The organism is Pantoea agglomerans (assembly GCF_021397715.1).
Taxonomy (GTDB): Bacteria; Pseudomonadota; Gammaproteobacteria; order Enterobacterales; family Enterobacteriaceae; genus Pantoea; species Pantoea astica.
Genome location: NZ_CP090207.1, coordinates 3,323,534 through 3,341,473, shown reverse-complemented (window position 1 = coordinate 3,341,473; position 17,940 = coordinate 3,323,534). Strand labels below are relative to the sequence as shown.

Sequence of the window (17,940 nt, the reverse complement as noted above, 5' to 3'; positions counted from 1 at the left end):
GTTTTATTATTTATCACTCTGTTATCAGCAATCAGATTCCTTGCTGCTGTGCGCGATTCCACTGCTGTGCCCGGCGTCGTGGCGCCGAAAAAAAGGTGATCCCGCGCACACTGTTATCGGAGCGTTAAGCTTTACCTTTAATTTTTTTGAAGTAACAGGCAGGGAAAAGCGCACCATTAATCGCCTGGATTAATCGTGTTTAACAAAACCGTCCCGATAAAAGAGGAAAGCCGGATGGGATCGGCTGGGCTGACAGCCATGACACTGGCAGCCTGAACCGTCAGGGAGATGAAAGATTAGAAAACTAAAAAATAGAGGCCGACCCAGAACAGAATGCTAAGGGTCACTGCGCTGATCCAGGCAAACTGACGTAAACGGCCACGCAGCACGTTTTGACGGGAGGTAACAGGTAAGGTTTCGCTGTGCATGGGTAAATTCCTGGCTAAAGAGTAAAGACGCAGTACGAAACAGACCAGAGCGGCAGACCGATGCTGAAACGCCTCAATCTGCCTTTTGCTTAGCGGGCTGCTTCGAGAACGTTAAAAATCACATCAGAGAGTTCGTTTAATTCGAATTTAGCGACATATCCGTCGGCACCCACTTTGCGCACGTGGTCTTCATTGGCGCTGCCTGACAGTGAAGAGTGGATCACCACCGGCAGACGCTTCATTACTTCGTCACGCTTAATGTTGCGGGTCAGGGTGAAGCCATCCATCTCTGGCATTTCCAGGTCGGTCAGCACAAAGGCAATTTTGTCGTGAATCGACTCGCCCGCTGCCTGCGCTTCCTGACTCATCAGCTTGAGTTTTTCCCATGCTTCCAGGCCGGTATTGAACATCAGCGACGGGATGCCCATGCTCTTCAGGCCCTGTTCCAGCAGCTGACGCGCCACTTTGGAATCTTCCGCCACAATGGCGACGGCGCCAGGGCGATAGTTAAATTCACGCGCTTTGGTTGCTTCCGGTTCCACACCGCGAACAGAAGGAATGATGTCATACAGAATCTGTTCAACATCCAGCACCATCGCCAGATCGTTACTCTGTTTGTCACTGTCGAGACAGGCAATACTGGTGATGTTGCGACCACCGATACCGGCTTCTGCGGTATGTACCTGGCTCCAGTCGAGGCGCACGATGTTTTCCACCGACTCCACCGCGAAGGCCTGCGTGTTACGCGCATACTCGGTGACCAGCAGCAGATTCAGGCCGGTCTCCGGCACGCAGCCGGCAACCGCCGGCAGATCGATAACCGGAATGAACTGACCGCGAATGCTGGCCATACCCAGCAGCGGTGAACGCATCCCGGCGGCTTTGGTGATGGCGGGCATCGGCACAATTTCACGCAGCTTGAAGACGTTAATGCCAAACAGTTCTGACTTGCCTTTCAGCTGGTCGGAGCCTAAGCGAAACAGCAGCAGTTCAAATTTGTTCGATAACGCGAGGTTTGCTCTCTCATCAATCTCTTTTTGAAAATTATCCATCGTTGCCTCTGCATTAACGCAGCTGGTGAAATAGGGTGTGAACAGGTTATCGGCAGCAAAAGGAAAAAGGTGAGAACAGAAGGGTGAAATAAAACGGACGCCAATTATTGTGCCAGGCTTATCGGTGAAGGTTCGACATGGACACCTTTCCAATACAGGAGTGTGAAATGAAAAAAGTAATTTTAGCGTCGCTGTTGGTGGTAATGAGTGCTGGCGTGTATGCCGAAGAGGGGGGATACAAAGCGGGTGAAGCACCGCCGCCGCAGCACAAAGAGGATGCAGGCTATAAGGGATCGGAAGATACCGGGCAGACTCATATCAACCAGATTCGCGATTTCCGTCAGGGCGGATACGTGACGCTGGAAGGTTATATCGTAAAGAAACAGCAGGGTGATACCTATCAGTTCCGCGATAATACCGGCACATTACCGATCATTGCGCCGAAGAAAACCTTTGATGGTAAAACCTACAGCGCTGAGGACAAAGTACGCGTCAGCGGCAAGGTGCAGGGTAAAGGGGACAAAACCACGCTGCACGTCACGCAGATTGACGAGCCATAATAAACCGGGCGAGGCGCCAGCCTCGCCCTGAATATTAATCCTTCAGCAGAATCGCCCGGCAGGTTTTGCCTTTGATTTTCCCCTGCTTCAGCTTCACCAGTGCGCCTTTCGCCTGCGCGGCATCAATCGCGACGTAGGCGTGAGTCGGCGTCAGCACAATCTTACCGATCTGCTCAGCGCGATAGCCCGCTTCACCGGTCAGTGCGCCGAGGATATCCCCCGGACGGATCTTGGCTTTGCGGCCACCATCAATGCACAGGGTCATCATCGCGGCAGGCAAGGGTTTGCTGTTGCCCTTTTTCAGGGTGCTGGCGGCGATCCACGGCAGTTTCTGCTGCAGGAAATCTTCCAGCGCATGGGCGCGTGCCATCTCATCGGCCGCAACCAGGCTCACCGCGACGCCGTGCTCGCCGGCGCGGGCGGTACGGCCAATGCGGTGCAGATGCACTTCCGGGTCCCAGGCCAGCTGATAGTTCACCACCATCGCCAGCGATTTGATGTCGAGACCACGGGCGGCCACGTCGGTGGCGACCAGTACCCGGCCGCTGCCGTTGGCGAAGCGGATCAGCACCCGCTCACGATCGCGCTGCTCAAGATCGCCATGCAGCGGCAGGGCGCTGATATCACGCGCGTTCAGCGCTGCAGCAATCTCATCGCATTCACGACGGGTGTTACAGAAGACGACGCATGAGGCGGGCTGGCGCTCGCTCAGCAGGGCGATCAGCAGCGCTAATTTTTCACCGTGACTGGCCTCGATGAACTGCTGTTCAATCGACGGCAGTTCGCTGACTTCTTCCGTCACCACGCTCAGCGCATCGCGCTGGAAGCGGCTGCTGATGGCGGCAATGCCCTCGGGCCAGGTGGCGGAAAACAGCAGCGTCTGGCGTGACGCTGGCGTCGCCTCAATAATGGTTTCCATGTCGTCGCGGAAACCCATCTCCAGCATCCGGTCAGCTTCATCCAGCACCAGCGTACGCAGCTGTTCCAGCTTCAGGTTTTCACGCTTGATGTGGTCCAGAATACGACCCGGCGTACCGACCACAATATGCGGCGGATGCACCAGCGAATCACGCTGGGCGCTCATCGGCTGGCCGCCACACAGGGTCAGAACTTTAATGTTACGGGTGAAGCGTGCCAGCTGACGCAGCACGTTGCCGACCTGATCCGCCAGTTCACGGGTCGGGCAGAGAATCAGCGCCTGGGTCTGAAACCGGGCGCTGTCGATATGGTGCAGTAAACCAATACCAAAGGCGGCGGTTTTTCCGCTGCCGGTTTTTGCCTGCGCGCGCACGTCACGACCCTGCAAAATGGCGGGCAGCGTGGCGGCCTGAACCGGCGTCATGCTGGTATAGCCCATCTCGCGCAGGTTATCGAGCTGGCTGTCGGGAAGGGTATTGAGGGTAGAAAAAGCGGTCACGGGCGCGGCCTCTGAGGCTAATAGTGAAGGGCAGTATTGCGCGCGCAAGTCTGGCAGAAAGCCGGGCTGACGGCAACGGGAACCTTGAGGTTAGCAGTATGAAACAATTTATGGCGGAACGACTAAAAATTAGCCGAAGTGGGGCTGAAATTGGTGGTTTTTTTTAATCCTTTATCGCTGGTGAAAGAACGACCTGCCGTTACGGTTATCCATCAAGGCCAGTTATTAGTTTATAACTCACCGTTTTTAAAACTTTATTTCATTGTTAATCAGATAACTCCTTAATAGTGACTCCAGTAAAAGAATTAATCATTAAAAAATATCACCCTTAATGCCGATAAAAATCTGGCGCTAATTGCTTTATATTTAGCGCGCCATATTCCTGGTACAACGACCGGTAGAGGGTATTTTCATTGAGTAATAGCATCCAGGGACCACATGAGAATGTGCTTAAAATAGTAGGCCGCGCCGTACTGACACTGCACGTTCATGGAGAGAGCTTATCAGCCGATAAGATCGCTTCAATGATCGGCTGTTATGCGGAAGATGAGCCCTGTGATCAGGAAGATCGTCGCTTATATGCGCTGGCAATGGAATTAATGTCGAATGATAAATGGGCTAAAACCGCCTGACGGTTTGGTCCATTCAGGTAAATGCAGAGCCTCCGATTCGGAGGCTCTGTTGTTTCAGGCAGAGGCCAGCGCAAAGACCGGCTTGCCGCGCGAAAAGGTCGCCACTACCGGTGAAATGCGGGCCACCGCTTCAGCAGAACAGCTCGCTGCAACCAGCATCATGCTGGCTTCATCACCCGATTTCGGCCACTGACGTTCGCCGGTCGCTGACAATGGCAGTTGATTACCGGTGGCAATGGACAGCGCCCGTGACAGCGAAAACTCATCCGATCCCCGATAAAGCTGCGCGTACAGATTCGCTTTCTCCAGCATGCTGCCGGTGCCAAACGGCGACCAGTGATCGATCACGCTGTCGGTCCCGGTCATGACGTGAATGCCAGCTGCCTGTAACTGCGGAATCGGCATGGTGAGTTTACCGATCGGCAAAGTCGAGGCGACGCTGAACTGCTGCTCAGCCAGCCCCTCTATCATCCTGTCCAGCGCGCTGCCCTCCAGCGTGGCCAGCGCAAAACCGTGGCTCAGCGTCACTTTGCCCTTCAGCGCCGGGTTGCGGGCCACGGTATCGATCATGTACTGAATCGCGGCCACGCCGGCCGCGGACGTTTCATGCAGGTGAATATCGACGCCGCGCTGATAGTCGAGTGCTATCAGGAACATCGCATCCAGTGACTTTTCCATTGCGCCATCCACATTAGTGGGATCGAGGCCGCCGACATACTGAACGCCGCGCTGCATCGCTTCGCGCATCAGGCCATCGACCTGAGAATGCAGCAATCCATGCTGCGGAAACGCCACGATTTCGCAGGGAAAATTGGGGTGATTCGCCAGCGCGGCCTGCAGATGATCGAGGCTTTGCAGACCACTGACCGGATCGATATTGCAGTGGCTGCGGGCGCGGGTGGTGCCTTTGGCGTGTAGCAGCGCAATCAGGGCCTCGGCACGAGCCTGAGAATGTGGCAGCAACTGCGGGATCAGCGCCTGTTCCCGGGCGATCATATCCATGATGGTTTTGCCCTGACGCGGACGCGGTGCCTGCCACGGGCCGCCATAAAAGGTCTTATCAAGATGGATATGCATATCCTGGGTCGAAGGCAGCAGCAGCGCGCCCTCTGCATCCCACGCCGGTAACGTGCCGTCGCCCTGGCCTGCGGGTTGCAGTCGATCGATTTTTCCGTTCCGCACGCTGATGTCATACAGCGCAGTCCGGGTGGCAATAATCTCATCGCCCTCGCGTTCAAATCCTTCTTCCAGCCGCACATTACGCAGCAGGTAGTGATCCTTTTGCGGCAGGGCAGCGGCGCGGTCGGCAACAGGGGATACGACGCGGGTCGCCACGCTGGCCTGGCTCAGGCCTGCGGCCAGTAAACCACCGGCTGCGGTCCAGCGTACGCTCTGGCCGAGGAAGTCACGACGGCTCGGAGAAGGGGAAGTGGGCATCAGAGGCTCCTGCAAAATGAACAAGACCCTAATCTGACAAACGGCAGCCCGGCTTGCTGCGCTATTTTCCACTGCTGGCTATTCGAAATGTCACTGCCAGCGCAACTGACCAAATGTTACCAGCGCCTCAGCCAGTTCACGCTGCAACGGATCCTGCGGCTGACGGCAGAACAGCGCCAGCTCGAAACTATCAATCACCGGCAGTCCCTGTTCGCTGCCCAATACCCGATGCTGCGGCAGGCGACAGCTGGCAGGCAGCAGCGTCAGACCGAGCCCCCCGGCGCTGGCGGCAGCAAGCGCCACCAGACTGGCGCTGCTGTAGCTGATACGCCAGCTACGGCCCAGCGCGTCGAGCGTCTGGCAGACCTCATCGCGGTACAATCCCTGTTGCGGAAACAGCACCAGCGGCACCGGCGTCTGCTCAAAGCAGGGTGACGCGGCGCTGTCGAGCCACAGCAGCGGTTCCGGACGCGACGCCAGCGGCCGCTCGCCATAGGTCTGTTTGATCAGCATGATATCCAGCTCTTCACGCTGCCAGGCCCGCCGCAGCTCCACCTGCATTCCGCTCATCACATCCAGCCGCAGCTGAGGATGGGCACGACTGAAATTCGCCAGCAGGCCCGCGGTCGGCGCGGCGAAATCTTCCGGCACGCCGAGACGCAGCACGCCCTCGCGCCACTGATCGCTCAGCACGTCGTGCGCTTCAGCGTTCAGGGCGATAATCCGGCGGGCATAGCCCAGCAATTTTTCACCCTCTTCGGTGATCTGAACCTGATGTGACGAGCGCACCAGCAAATCTTTACCCACCATCTCTTCCAGCCGTCGCACCTGTTGACTGACGGTGGATTGCGACAGATGCACCCGCTCAGCGGCGCGGGTAAAGCTGGCCGTTTCACACACAGCCACAAAGCTCAGCAGTTGCTGCGGCGTAAACATCGGCTGACGATTCATTTTCCCACTACCTGACAGAGTAATATTTCATTTCCAGATAGTAGCGATGAGTGTCAGGCTGGCAACTTTTAATTCTGCGGATTTCAGATGAACAGAGAAAATAAGCTGCTGCTGGCGGCGCTGGTGCTGGCCGGGCTGAACATGCGCCCGCTGATGACCTCGGTCAGCCCGCTGCTGGAGCAGCTGCGACAGAGTATTGGCCTGTCGCCGCTGGCGGCATCGCTGCTGCCCGCGCTGCCGATGATGATGATGGGCGCGATTGCGCTGACCAGCGCCCGGCTGATGCAGCGCTTTTCGGTGCGTAACCTTTTGCTGGGCGGATTGTTTCTGCTGCTGCTGGCGCTGGTGAGCCGGCTGTTTATCAGCAACGGTCGCTGGCTGGTGCTCAGCACGATACCGGGCGGAGCGGGGATTGGCGTGGTGCAGATGGCGATGCCGGGTCTGATCCGTCAGCGCTTCAGCCGTCGCAGCGCGCCGGTGACCGGCCTGTGGGCTGGCGCGCTGATGGGCGGTGGCGGGATCGGCGCGGCGCTGACGCCGTGGCTTAATACGCATTTCGGCTGGCAGGGCGCGCTGAGCAGCTGGACGCTGCCGGTGGTGCTGGCACTGCTGCTGTGGCTGTTTATTCCGACCGCTGCGCCGGCAAAAGCGGCGGCGGTGGCGCAGCCTGCGTTATGGCGTAAAACCCGCGCCTGGACGCTGGCGCTGAGCTTCGGGCTGGTGAACGGCGGCTATGCGATCTGTGTCGCCTGGCTGCCCGATTTCTATCACCAGCTGGGCTGGAGCGCGCAGGCGGGTGGCTCGCTGCTGGGCATGATGATCGGTTGTCAGGTGGCGGGCGCACTGCTGCTGCCGCTGCTGGCACGCGGCAGCGATCGCCGGCCGCTGCTGTTGCTGACGCTGGCACTGCAGCTGTGCGGGATGCTCGGTTTCCTGCTGGCACCCCAGGCGGCGCCGTGGCTCTGGGCGGGCATCGCCGGTGTCGGGCTCGGCGGCGCGTTTCCGCTGGCCCTGGTGCTGGCGCTGGATCATCTGGCGCAGCCGCAGGCGGGCGCGCGGCTGGTGGCGTTTATGCAGGGTATCGGTTTTATCATTGCCGGCAGTATGCCGTTTATCGCCGGACAGCTTCACGCGCTGACTCATCATTTCACCAGCGTCTGGCTGTTACAGACCACGGTGACCCTGGTGTTGATCGTGCTGAACCTGCGGTTTCATCCATGCAGCTATCCGCGGGCATTTCCGCAGCAGCAGGGCTGAATCTGGTCCTACCAATTGCGGCAAAATTTTTCTGTAGTTCACACATCGGGAAAATTTTCGCCGCTTTTGTTGCCTCTGATTAACAAAGAATTAACTATCTGTTGCCATAAAGCCCGATAATTCGATTTTTGGTCAGACCACTCATCGGCCGGGTTGATGGTGCGCGGCACACGGCTGGACGCGCACCACGTTTCCTCTTCTTCTGGAGATAGCGGCATGCAGGTGTGGCAACAAAATTACGATCCGTTAGGCAATATCTGGCTTTCAAGCCTGGTGGCGCTGATCCCGATTCTGTTTTTCTTCTTTGCGCTGATTAAGCTCAGGATGAAAGGGTATCTGGCCGCCAGCGTCACCGTGGTACTGGCGCTGCTGGTGGCGCTGTTTCTCTATCAGATGCCGGTGGCGCAGGCAGTAGCGTCGGTGGTTTACGGCTTTCTCTATGGCTTGTGGCCCATCGCCTGGATCATTGTCGCGGCCGTTTTCGTCTATAAAATTTCAGTCAAAACCGGTCAGTTCGACATTATCCGCGCCTCGATTCTGTCGATCACCCCCGATCAGCGGCTGCAGATGCTGATCGTCGGCTTCTCATTTGGCGCATTTCTTGAGGGAGCGGCTGGCTTTGGCGCGCCGGTGGCGATCACCGCCGCGCTGCTGGTCGGTCTGGGTTTTAACCCGCTGTATGCCGCCGGACTCTGCCTGATTGTTAATACTGCGCCGGTCGCCTTTGGCGCAATGGGTATTCCGATTATTGTCGCCGGGCAGGTGACCGGGCTCGACAGTTTCGCTATCGGGCAGATGGCCGGACGACAGTTACCCTTGCTGACCCTGATTGTGCTGTTCTGGATTATGGCGATCATGGATGGCTGGCGCGGCGTCAAAGAGACCTGGCCGGCGGTGCTGGTGGCGGGCGGGTCATTTGCCATCGCCCAGTTCCTCAGCTCCAACTTTCTCGGCCCGGAACTGCCGGATATCATCTCGTCACTCGCCTCGCTGATTTCGCTGACGCTGTTTCTGCGCGTCTGGAAGCCGGTGCGCATTTTCCGCTTTGAGAATGGCGATGCCGCGCCGGTCGATCCCTCCGTACCCCGGCAAAAATATCGGCTGGGACAGGTGGTGCGCGCCTGGATGCCGTTCCTGTTTCTCACCGCCACCGTAACGCTGTGGAGCATCCCGCCGTTTAAAGCGCTGTTCGCTAAAGGCGGCGCGCTGGCGGAGTGGGTGCTTAACCTGCCGGTGCCGTTGCTGAACGAAGGGGTGGCGCGTATGCCGCCGGTGGTCAGCAGCGCCACGCCTTATCCGGCCATCTTTAAGTTCGATCTCTTCTCCGCCACCGGCACCGCGATTTTGATTGCGGCGATCGTCGCCGTCGTTTACCTGAAGATGAAGCCCAGGGCGGCGCTGCAGACCTTTGGTGAAACGCTGAAAGAGCTGGCGCTGCCGATCTACTCGATTGGCATGGTGCTGGCCTTCGCCTTTATCTCTAACTATTCCGGCCTGTCAGCGACGCTGGCGTTAGCGCTGGCGCACACCGGTCACGCCTTCACCTTTTTCTCGCCGTTCCTCGGCTGGCTCGGGGTGTTCCTGACCGGCTCGGACACCTCCTCGAATGCCCTGTTTGCCGCGTTGCAGGCTACCACCGCGCAACAGATTGGCGTGTCGGACGTGCTGCTGGTGGCGGCCAACACCACCGGCGGCGTTACCGGCAAGATGATCTCGCCGCAGTCGATCGCCATCGCCTGTGCGGCGGTCGGCCTGGTTGGCAAAGAGTCTGACCTGTTCCGCTTTACCGTTAAACACAGCCTGATTTTCACCTGTATGGTCGGCGTGATTACCACGCTGCAGGCATACGTCTTCCCCTGGATGATCCCATGAACACCGTTTCCGATCCGCTGGTGACGCGCCTTAGGGCGTATATCACCGAACACCAACTGACGCCGGGTATGCGCCTGCCTGCCGAGCGAACACTCGCGGCTGAACTCGGCGTATCGCGCTCGTCGCTGCGTGAAGCGTTACAGCAACTGATCAGCGGCGGTATGCTGATCAGCCGTCGCGGCGGCGGCACCTGGGTCCGGCAGCAGCTGGGCCCCTGGTCGGAACAGCGCATCGTTGAACCGATTCGACAGTTACTGCGCGACGATCCGGACTACCGCTACGACATTCTGGAGGCGCGACATGCGATTGAAGCCAGCACCGCCTGGCACGCCGCGCTGCGCGCCACGGAGGCGGATCGCGAGCGGCTGCAGTACGCCTTTGACGCCACGCTGAAGCTGAAAGAGAGTGACGATCCTGACCTTGCCGCACAGGCTGACGTGCGCTTTCACCTGGCAATTGCCGAGGCATCTCACAATCTGGTGCTGCTGCAAACCATGCGCGGTTTTTTCGAACTGCTGCAATCCTCGGTGATGCAGAGCCGTCAGCGGATGTACACCCAGCCCGCGATTTTCGCCCGGCTGACCGAACAGCACCGGGCGCTGCTGGACGCCATTCTGGCCGGGGATGCCGAAGGCGCACGCCAGGCCGCGATGCAGCATCTCGGCTTTGTTCACACCACGATGAAAAATCTGCATGAGGATGAGGCGCGTCAGGCGCGTATCACCCGCTTACCGGACACTGAATCACGTAACCGTAAGGAATCTGATTGATGATTATCTCTGCTGCCAGTGACTATCGCGCCGCCGCGCAACGCATCCTGCCACCTTTCCTGTTCCACTATCTCGATGGCGGGGCCTATGTCGAGCACACGCTGCGCCGCAACGTCGAGGATCTCTCTGATGTGGCGCTGCGCCAGCGCATTCTGAAAAACATGTCTGAGCTGAGCCTGGAAACGACATTATTCAATGAGACGCTGTCGATGCCGGTGGCGCTGGCACCGGTTGGTTTGTGCGGCATGTATGCCCGCCGTGGCGAAGTGCAGGCGGCGCGCGCGGCGGCGCTGAAAGGCATTCCGTTTACGCTGTCGACGGTGTCAGTCTGCCCGATAGAAGAGGTCGCGCCGCAGATCAATCGCCCGATGTGGTTCCAGCTCTACGTGCTGCGCGACCGCGGTTTTATGCGCAATGCGCTGGAGCGCGCCAAAGCGGCGGGCTGCTCCACGCTGGTGTTTACCGTGGATATGCCGACGCCTGGGGCGCGCTACCGCGATGCGCATTCCGGCATGAGCGGCAATCATGCGGCGCTGCGCCGCTACTGGCAGGCGGTCACCCATCCGCAATGGGCGCTGGATGTCGGGTTGCAGGGACGGCCACACGATCTGGGCAATATCTCGACCTATCTGGGTAAACCGACCGGCCTGGAAGATTACATCGGCTGGCTGGCGAACAACTTCGATCCCTCTATCAGCTGGAAAGATCTGGAGTGGATACGTGAATTCTGGGACGGCCCGATGGTGATCAAAGGGATTCTCGATCCGGAGGATGCACGGGACGCGGTGCGTTTTGGTGCTGACGGCATCGTGGTTTCCAATCATGGCGGACGCCAGCTGGATGGCGTGCTGTCGTCGGCGCGCGCGCTGCCAGCGATTGCCGATGCGGTGAAAGGCGACATCACCATTCTGGCCGACAGCGGCATTCGCAACGGGCTGGATGTGGTGCGGATGATTGCACTTGGCGCTGACAGCGTGTTGCTGGGACGGGCCTTTATCTATGCGCTGGCGACCCACGGTCAGCGAGGCGTAGAAAACCTGCTGACCCTGATCGAGAAAGAGATGCGGGTTGCGATGACTCTGACCGGGGCGAAGTCTATCAGCGAGATCACCCGCGATTCGCTGGTACAGGCCGAGGCGGTGCTCAGTCCGCAGAGCAACCCGTCACGGCCGCGCGCGGTAAGTTAACCGGCGAAAACGGAGGCGTTGTCTATACTTAGCTTCTTTACCAACAGGAGGAATAACATGACCATTCATAAGAAAGGTTCGGCGCACTGGGAAGGCGATATCAAGGGCAAAGGCACCGTCAGCACCGAGAGCGGCGTGCTGAGCCAGCAGCCTTACGGTTTCAACACCCGCTTTGAAGGCGAGAAGGGCACCAACCCGGAAGAGCTGATTGGTGCGGCGCATGCGGCCTGTTTCTCCATGGCGTTGTCGCTGATGCTGGGTCAGGCGGGCCATCCGCCAGAAAGCATCGACACCACGGCAGACGTCTCGCTGGATAAGAAAGGCGATGGCTTTGCCATTACGAAAGTGGCGCTGACCAGCACCATCTCTCTGCCTGGCATTGATGCGTCCACCTTTGATGAAATCATCAATAAAGCGAAAGCGGGCTGCCCGGTTTCTCAGGTGCTGAATGCGGAAATCACGCTGGATTACACCCTGAATAACTGAGGCCGACGACAGGTCGCCTTTTCGCGGCCTGGGCGTTATGCTACGCAGTACCGGTCCTGCAGTTGACCGGAACAGATGCGCCTTGTGGCGCATCTTCGCATTCTGGCGGGGAGGGATTCGATGTGACGAGGTATCGGGCGGCCAAAAAGCACTGGAAAATGGTGCTGGTTCTGTTTTGCATTTGTGGCGCACTGCTGCTGATACGCTGGGCTGCAATGATTTGGGCCTGACCGGATGAACAGAATTGGTCGCCATACGCTGGGCATTTTATTAATGGTGATACTGGTACTGGAAGCGATTCACTTCTTACTGACGGCTTCATGGCTGCCGTGGCAGTAATGTCCTTCAGACACAGACATCCTCACGCCGCCGGGCACGCACGTCGCTGCGCGCAATGCGATACGCCTTGCGTGGGTCGCCGACCACGAACTCAAAGGTAGGCGTATAGTAAAATGGCAGCCAGCCGCCGTAGCCGCTTTCCCATTCCCAGCGAACGGGGCAGGGCCACAGAATGCCATCATACAAAATGTAATAAACCCAGCGTCCGTTTGGACGACGGGGACGTGATGTTTTCATGGGATTCACAACGGTATTGGTCAACAACAGCTCATATTTTGTACGCTAATGCGTCAGCTTGCAACGTTACAGCCGGGTTTATTGCTGCTGGCCCTGATTTAACGATGCACTTCACCACACAGCAGGACCACGTTGGGCCTGACTTTATGAATACGGTTTGCCATGGTTTCACAGGCGCTTTTGGTCGGAAAAATGTGCTCAGAAACCGGCAATGCCTCACAGGCATCGTAGCCGCACGCGCTCACTAATAACACAAATCCTATCAACATAGATCGACTCCTTTGCACGGTCTGGTGGTCCGGACGGCAGTGCTTTTTATCCCTTTTTTTGATCCAGTATAGTCAAACGCGTCGGGGCGGCATTACCCGCCCGAGCTATCGCCCTGAGCCGGGCAGGCAACAGGGGCCGATCAGCCCGCGAAATACCAGGCAGGCAGCAGGGCGATCAGGTTGTTGAGAGTGTGCAGAAAGATCGGCAGCGCCAGGCTATTGCTGCGTAGGCGCGCGTAGCAGAGCAGCAGCGAAAACAGCGTCAGGGCGATGATGGTCTGCCAGTGAACATATTGGGTATGCATCACCGCGAACAGCAGCGAGGTCAGCAGCATACAGGCGAAGCGGCTGCGTGGCGCCCACAGCAAAAAAGCCTGTAGCAGAAAGCCGCGAAACAGGACTTCTTCAAATACCGGTGCCAGCAGCACCGCCGTCAGCAGCAAAATCAGCAACGAATTACGTCCCTGCTGCGCCTGCATCACCAGCCAGCCTTCCGGCTGCATAAACTGCATCTGTGCCGCCATCAGCACAAACAGCCCGCCGGTGTACAGCAGGGTCTGTAGCGGACGCAGTTCACCCAGCGGCAAATCGGTCCGGCGCTGACAGTAGAAGCGATAAAGTGGATAGATCACGGCAAATTCAAACAGACAGAGCACCGGCACCAGCAGGCCGTCATTACGCAGCACGCCGTAATTCGGGAACAGGGTGATCAGCATGGTGACAAGGTAATAGACCACAAAGCTGCCGACGTAGAACAGCGTCAGTGTCACTCTGTCGGAATTGGTATTCATAGACGACCCAGCCAGCGAAGGTTAGCGCATAGTAGCAATGCGCCTGATCGCTGTCGAGTCAGCCAATAACACAATATTTAAGCGCTAAATTTTAACCGCAGGCTAAACACCCGACGTCACGGGCCGATAACTGAGGAAACTAATCTGGCTGGCCCGACGCTTTATGTCACGGACCGGCTGTTCCTAACGGACTTTATGTCGTGTAGTGAGTAGGCTTAATGACTTTTGACCCTCCGGCACCGCCGTCACCTTCTTTTGCGCACGCCGCCGAAGACCGCACTGTCCGCTTTACGCGGCGCAGCCTGCGCACGCTTTCGCTGCTGCTGTTCGGCGTGCTGTTTCTGTCGATGCTGATGGTACTGACCATCGCGCAACGTCAGAACAGCGCGTCGATTGAGCACGATCAGTTGCTGATGCAACAGACGTGGAAAACCCGTCAGGACGCGATGGTGACTGATATCCGGGACTACGCGTTCTGGGGCGAAGCCTGGCGTAATCTGCATCTGACAGTGAATAAAGTCTGGGCCTATGACGAAGAGAACTTCGGGCCGGGGCTGTATGAGGAGTATCACTACGAAGGTGTCTTCGTCGTCGACGGTCAGGGACGCACCAGCTATGCGGTGATTAACGGTCAGCTGACCGATACGCCGCTGGAAGCCTGGCTGGGCAGCCAGACCCACGGGATGATCGCGGCAGCACGTCAGCTCAATAACGCCGCTCTGGCCCGTAACGCCATCATTAATCGGCAGCCCGCGATTGTGGTGGCTGCGCCGATCAGTCGGGGTAAAGTGGCTACGCTGCCGCTGAAAGCGGGCCCGCCGTCGATCATGGTGTTTGTGAACCTGTTTACTCCTGCCAAGCTGGAAGAGTTGGGTGCGGCGCTGGATGTGCGCGGGCCGCGAATGGCCAACAGCGCGCTGGATGCCGAACGTGAACCGCGCATGTTGCAGCCGATCAGCGGCAGCGCGCCGCTGGTGCTGCGCTGGACCCCCAAAATGCCGGGCATGGGGCTGATCTGGTTTCTGCTGCCGCTGCTGGTGATCATGGCGATTATCATCGCCTTAATTACCCGTCGCGTCAGCCGCCATGCGCTCTATAACGCCATTCTCTCCGACCGACGCTTTGCCATGCTGGCGATCAGTCAGCAGGAGCTGGCAAACAGCGAGGCCCGCTTCCGCGATCTGGCTGAAGCCGCGTCGGACTGGATCTGGGAGACCGATGAAGAGGGCCGGCTGATCTATTTGTCGGCGCGTTTTCACACCGTGACCGGCCATGAAATCTCACAGTGGCTCGGACGTCACATCGATCACTTACTGACGCATCCCAGCCATTCGCTGGTTACCTGGCTGCTGCGCCAGGAGCAGGAGCCGCAACAGATGCCGCTGCGCTGCCAGTTTATGTCGGCGCACGGTGACCGCCGCATTGGCCAGCTGGTGGCGAAAACCGTCTGGCACGATCGGCGCTGTATCGGTTTTCGCGGCACGGTCTCCGACATCACCCAGGGCATGGAAGCGGAAGCGCGTATTCAGTTCCTGTCACGTCACGACGTATTAACCGGGTTACCCAACCGCGTTCAGCTACAGGAGTTCCTTACCCATCATCTTGAGCTGGCCGACGACAGTCACCCGCTGACCATTATCAGCCTCGACCTCGATCAGTTCCGGCCAATCAACGAAACCTGGGGCCATGCGGCGGGCGATGGGGTGCTGAATCAGATGGCGCAGCGGCTGAAACGCTGCATCGGGCCGCATGAGCTGGCGGCCCGGCTGGGCGGCGATGAGTTCGTGCTGGTGCTGCGTGAAGGCAACCGTGACAAGGTCGATGAGCGCTGCGCCCAGCTGGTGCACGACGTTCAGCAGCCCGTTACTACCGGCCAGCACGTTCACTATCTGACGGCCAGCCTCGGTATCGCCTGTGCGCCGCAGGATGCCTGCCATCCGGAAGCGCTGCTGCGCATGTCAGACATCGCGCTGAATGAGGCGCGGGAAGCCGGGCGCAATCAGTGGGTGTGGTACGCCAATGAGATGGCCAGCCAGCGCAACAGCAAACGTGATATGGCACAACGCATTGAGAAGGCGCTGAAGAACAATGAGTTTCGTCTGCACTATCAGCCGCGTTATCAGCTGCTGAGCGGTCAGCTGGCCGGTGCTGAAGCGCTGATCCGCTGGCAGATCGCGCCCGATCAGTGGATCACGCCGGATCGTTTTATTCCGCTGGCGGAAGAGAGCGGACTGATTGCCACCATCAGCGACTGGGTATTGATGCGCGCCTGTGAAGATGCGCTGGCGTGGGGCGGCGACCGCTACGTCTCGGTTAATATTTCCCCGATGGAGTTTCGCACCAGTGACCTGGTGAAGCGGGTGGCGGATACGCTGGCAAAAAGTGGCTTGCCCGCCACGCGGCTGGAGCTGGAAATTACCGAAAACGTGACCTTTGAACATCCGCAGCATGCGCTGGAAGTGATGCAGGGCTTGCGTTCGCTGGGGGTGAGGCTGACGGTGGATGACTTTGGTACTGGCTATGCCGCGCTCGGTTATCTCAAAACTTTCCCGTTCAACGGCCTGAAGATCGATCGCTCGTGGATGAAAGATTTTCCGGAGTCGCAACAGGCACAATCGGTGGTCGCCGGGATTATCGCCCTGGCGCGCGCCTTTGCGCTGACCATTACCGCCGAGGGCATTGAGACAGAAGCGCAACTGAATCAGCTCAAGCTGCTATCGTGTGAAGAAGGGCAAGGCTACTTCCTCGGTAAACCGATGCCGCTGGCCGCATTCAGCACGCTTCTGGAAAGAACCACGCAAAGTCCGCCCGATCAGACTTAACGAACTTTGACAGCCACGGCGGTCATCAGCATGGCACAGACGATAAAGATAATAAGTTCCATGGTTACCTCTCTCAGTAGCTAGGAATGCTCTTAAAATATTGTAGCGTCTGAATGGGTTAATTTTGCGCACTACGTGCGATTAATCTTAAAAAACGGCAGGCGTTCCGGCGTGGGTTTCCGGTCATCGAAGATAACTTTACTTTTTTTGGGTTCAGTTCAGTGCGCCCGCTTTGCTACTCTTGCAGCAGGGTTTACCCCGTTCAACAGGAGATCAAACGTGAAACATTATGGAAAAGCGCTACTTATGCTGGGTCTGTTGACCCTCACGGCCTGTCAGTCTGCCAGCAAACCTGACACCGCCAGCGCGCCGAAGGACCCGGAAGCGGACCGCTGTGGCGCTTCTCAGTATCAGAATTATGTCGGCAAACCGTTAACGTCACTTCAGGGTCAGCATTTCGATCAGAAGGTGCGGGCTATTCCGTATAACTCGGCCGTCACGATGGATTTCAACCTCAGCCGGCTTAACTTCCTGGCCGACAAAAGCGGCAATATCAGTCAGGTTTATTGCGGATAGCGGAAAATCAGGCGTGTTGTCATAGCGTTGTCACAACGGCAGGCGAGGATAGTGCGGCGTTTAAGAGACTTCCTCGTCACTCCCGATAGACAATGCTCGTCTTATTTATTCCCGCTGCGGCGGGAATTTTTTTTGCGTTGTTCAGAATCGGCAGAGGAGCAGAGATGAAACGGACGATAAGGGCATTGCTGCCCGCTTTATTACTCAGCACCACGCTGGCGCAGGCCGCCAGTGATGAGGCCTGGCAACAGAGCCGTCAGGTCATGACGCAGGCCTGCATTAACGCCAGTACCCTGAGCAAAGTCAGGGTACTGGGTGAACCGATAGCGTATGACGACAGCGTCGGCTACAGCGCACTGCTGCTGGAAGGCCGCTATCCGCAGCCGCAGATGAAAAATAAGCGTGGACGGGAGCTCTGCCTGTTTCAGCGCAGCAGCGGACGCGCCAGCGTCAGCGAGGCGGATCGACTGCGCTGGGTCAGGTAACGCGCTACTCCTCAGGCTGGGTTTCGATCAGCTGAGCCAGCAGGGTGCGGTAGTTCTGTAGTCGCGTCTCATCGCCTTCAACTTCCAGTTTATCAATCACCCGCGCGACAATCGCTTTCGTGGTGGCGGGCTGACCTGTCTCCATCAGTTCACGCAGGATCACCGCCAGCAGGTCAGACTCGGGCGGCACCCGCCAGTCCGGGCTATTGAAATAGTCGGTGATAGCTCGGCTGGCGCTGTTAGGTTGCACTCTCATTCACTACCTCCGCTAAAACAACAACACATCCCTTACGCACAGGCATAAGGGCTCGGTTTATCGATTGAGTCGGGTCACCTCACATCTCACAAAGGGTGGGTACCCTCATTGTGAGG

At 58.0% G+C, this 17,940-nt stretch carries 20 protein-coding genes; 11 read left to right on the top strand and 9 right to left on the bottom strand.

The annotated features are described in order from the left end of the window. Positions 1–296 precede the first annotated feature (296 nt). Together LZU96_RS23505 and LZU96_RS16050 are read right to left on the bottom strand one after the other, a co-directional pair. Positions 297–428: a hypothetical protein gene (locus LZU96_RS23505; protein ID WP_262287833.1), complete on the bottom strand. Its 132-nt coding sequence runs from the start codon at positions 426–428 to the stop codon at positions 297–299. Positions 429–517: 89 nt separating this feature from the next. Next, the gene (locus LZU96_RS16050; protein ID WP_233985182.1) at positions 518–1,480 is read right to left on the bottom strand and encodes a chemotaxis protein; all 963 of its coding nucleotides are present in this window, start codon (positions 1,478–1,480) and stop codon (positions 518–520) included. Between the two features lie 167 nt (positions 1,481–1,647). Between LZU96_RS16050 and LZU96_RS16045 the strand changes: the two genes are divergently transcribed. Then, positions 1,648–2,040, top strand: coding sequence for a YgiW/YdeI family stress tolerance OB fold protein (locus LZU96_RS16045; protein WP_233985181.1), 393 nt, complete (start codon positions 1,648–1,650; stop codon positions 2,038–2,040). Between the two features lie 34 nt (positions 2,041–2,074). Here the strand turns inward: LZU96_RS16045 and dbpA are convergent, their stop codons facing one another. Beyond that, positions 2,075–3,457 carry an ATP-dependent RNA helicase DbpA gene (dbpA, locus tag LZU96_RS16040; protein WP_233985180.1) on the bottom strand — a complete coding sequence of 461 codons (1,383 nt, stop codon included), beginning with the start codon at positions 3,455–3,457 and terminating at the stop codon, positions 2,075–2,077. Between the two features lie 413 nt (positions 3,458–3,870). Between dbpA and LZU96_RS16035 the strand changes: the two genes are divergently transcribed. Next, entirely contained in the window at positions 3,871–4,089 is a 219-nt protein-coding gene (locus tag LZU96_RS16035; protein WP_031375001.1) for a hypothetical protein, read from the top strand. A gap of 54 nt (positions 4,090–4,143) precedes the next feature. Here the strand turns inward: LZU96_RS16035 and LZU96_RS16030 are convergent, their stop codons facing one another. Beyond that, positions 4,144–5,526, bottom strand: coding sequence for an amidohydrolase (locus LZU96_RS16030; protein ID WP_233985179.1), 1,383 nt, complete (start codon positions 5,524–5,526; stop codon positions 4,144–4,146). A 90-nt stretch (positions 5,527–5,616) separates the two neighbouring features. Then, the gene (locus LZU96_RS16025) at positions 5,617–6,477 is read right to left on the bottom strand and encodes a LysR family transcriptional regulator (RefSeq protein WP_233985178.1); all 861 of its coding nucleotides are present in this window, start codon (positions 6,475–6,477) and stop codon (positions 5,617–5,619) included. An 87-nt stretch (positions 6,478–6,564) separates the two neighbouring features. Here LZU96_RS16025 and LZU96_RS16020 point away from each other — a divergent pair, with 87 nt between their 5' ends. The 6 genes from LZU96_RS16020 (at position 6,565) to yniD (ending at position 12,279) form a co-directional block, all read left to right on the top strand. Beyond that, the gene (locus LZU96_RS16020) at positions 6,565–7,734 is read left to right on the top strand and encodes a cyanate transporter (protein WP_233985177.1); all 1,170 of its coding nucleotides are present in this window, start codon (positions 6,565–6,567) and stop codon (positions 7,732–7,734) included. Positions 7,735–7,950: 216 nt separating this feature from the next. Further along, positions 7,951–9,606: an L-lactate permease gene (lldP, locus tag LZU96_RS16015; protein WP_233985176.1), complete on the top strand. Its 1,656-nt coding sequence runs from the start codon at positions 7,951–7,953 to the stop codon at positions 9,604–9,606. Then, a complete protein-coding gene (gene lldR, locus LZU96_RS16010; RefSeq protein ID WP_233985175.1) occupies positions 9,603–10,376 on the top strand; it encodes a transcriptional regulator LldR in 774 nt (257 codons plus the stop codon). The genes lldP and lldR overlap by 4 nt, the downstream gene beginning before the upstream one ends. Next, on the top strand, positions 10,376–11,563 hold the full coding sequence (gene lldD / locus LZU96_RS16005) for an FMN-dependent L-lactate dehydrogenase LldD (RefSeq protein ID WP_233985174.1): 1,188 nt from the start codon (positions 10,376–10,378) through the stop codon (positions 11,561–11,563). Before lldR ends, lldD begins: the two co-directional genes overlap by 1 nt. A 57-nt stretch (positions 11,564–11,620) precedes the next feature. Beyond that, entirely contained in the window at positions 11,621–12,049 is a 429-nt protein-coding gene (locus LZU96_RS16000; RefSeq protein WP_233985173.1) for an OsmC family protein, read from the top strand. A 122-nt stretch (positions 12,050–12,171) separates the two neighbouring features. Beyond that, a complete protein-coding gene (gene yniD / locus LZU96_RS15995; protein ID WP_233985172.1) occupies positions 12,172–12,279 on the top strand; it encodes a small membrane protein YniD in 108 nt (35 codons plus the stop codon). A 115-nt stretch (positions 12,280–12,394) separates the two neighbouring features. Here yniD and LZU96_RS15990 read toward each other — a convergent pair whose 3' ends face one another. The 3 genes from LZU96_RS15990 to LZU96_RS15980 form a co-directional block, all read right to left on the bottom strand. Further along, positions 12,395–12,625, bottom strand: coding sequence for a hypothetical protein (locus tag LZU96_RS15990; protein WP_233985171.1), 231 nt, complete (start codon positions 12,623–12,625; stop codon positions 12,395–12,397). 98 nt (positions 12,626–12,723) lie between these two features. Beyond that, on the bottom strand, positions 12,724–12,894 hold the full coding sequence (locus LZU96_RS15985; RefSeq protein WP_089562355.1) for a hypothetical protein: 171 nt from the start codon (positions 12,892–12,894) through the stop codon (positions 12,724–12,726). A gap of 140 nt (positions 12,895–13,034) precedes the next feature. After that, positions 13,035–13,685: a CPBP family intramembrane glutamic endopeptidase gene (locus tag LZU96_RS15980; protein ID WP_233985170.1), complete on the bottom strand. Its 651-nt coding sequence runs from the start codon at positions 13,683–13,685 to the stop codon at positions 13,035–13,037. Between the two features lie 218 nt (positions 13,686–13,903). On the opposite strand from LZU96_RS15980, the gene LZU96_RS15975 reads away from it, so the two are divergent. The 3 genes from LZU96_RS15975 to LZU96_RS15965 all read left to right on the top strand — a co-directional run bounded on the left by LZU96_RS15975 (position 13,904) and on the right by LZU96_RS15965 (position 17,568). Further along, entirely contained in the window at positions 13,904–16,507 is a 2,604-nt protein-coding gene (locus LZU96_RS15975) for an EAL domain-containing protein (protein WP_233985169.1), read from the top strand. A 279-nt stretch (positions 16,508–16,786) separates the two neighbouring features. Further along, positions 16,787–17,083 carry an I78 family peptidase inhibitor gene (locus LZU96_RS15970; protein WP_233985168.1) on the top strand — a complete coding sequence of 99 codons (297 nt, stop codon included), beginning with the start codon at positions 16,787–16,789 and terminating at the stop codon, positions 17,081–17,083. Between the two features lie 164 nt (positions 17,084–17,247). Then, positions 17,248–17,568 (top strand): hypothetical protein, encoded by a 321-nt coding sequence (locus tag LZU96_RS15965; protein WP_233985167.1) that lies wholly within the window; start codon positions 17,248–17,250, stop codon positions 17,566–17,568. A gap of 4 nt (positions 17,569–17,572) precedes the next feature. Here LZU96_RS15965 and LZU96_RS15960 read toward each other — a convergent pair whose 3' ends face one another. Further along, positions 17,573–17,824 (bottom strand): biofilm development regulator YmgB/AriR family protein, encoded by a 252-nt coding sequence (locus tag LZU96_RS15960; protein WP_233985166.1) that lies wholly within the window; start codon positions 17,822–17,824, stop codon positions 17,573–17,575. Positions 17,825–17,940 lie beyond the last annotated feature (116 nt).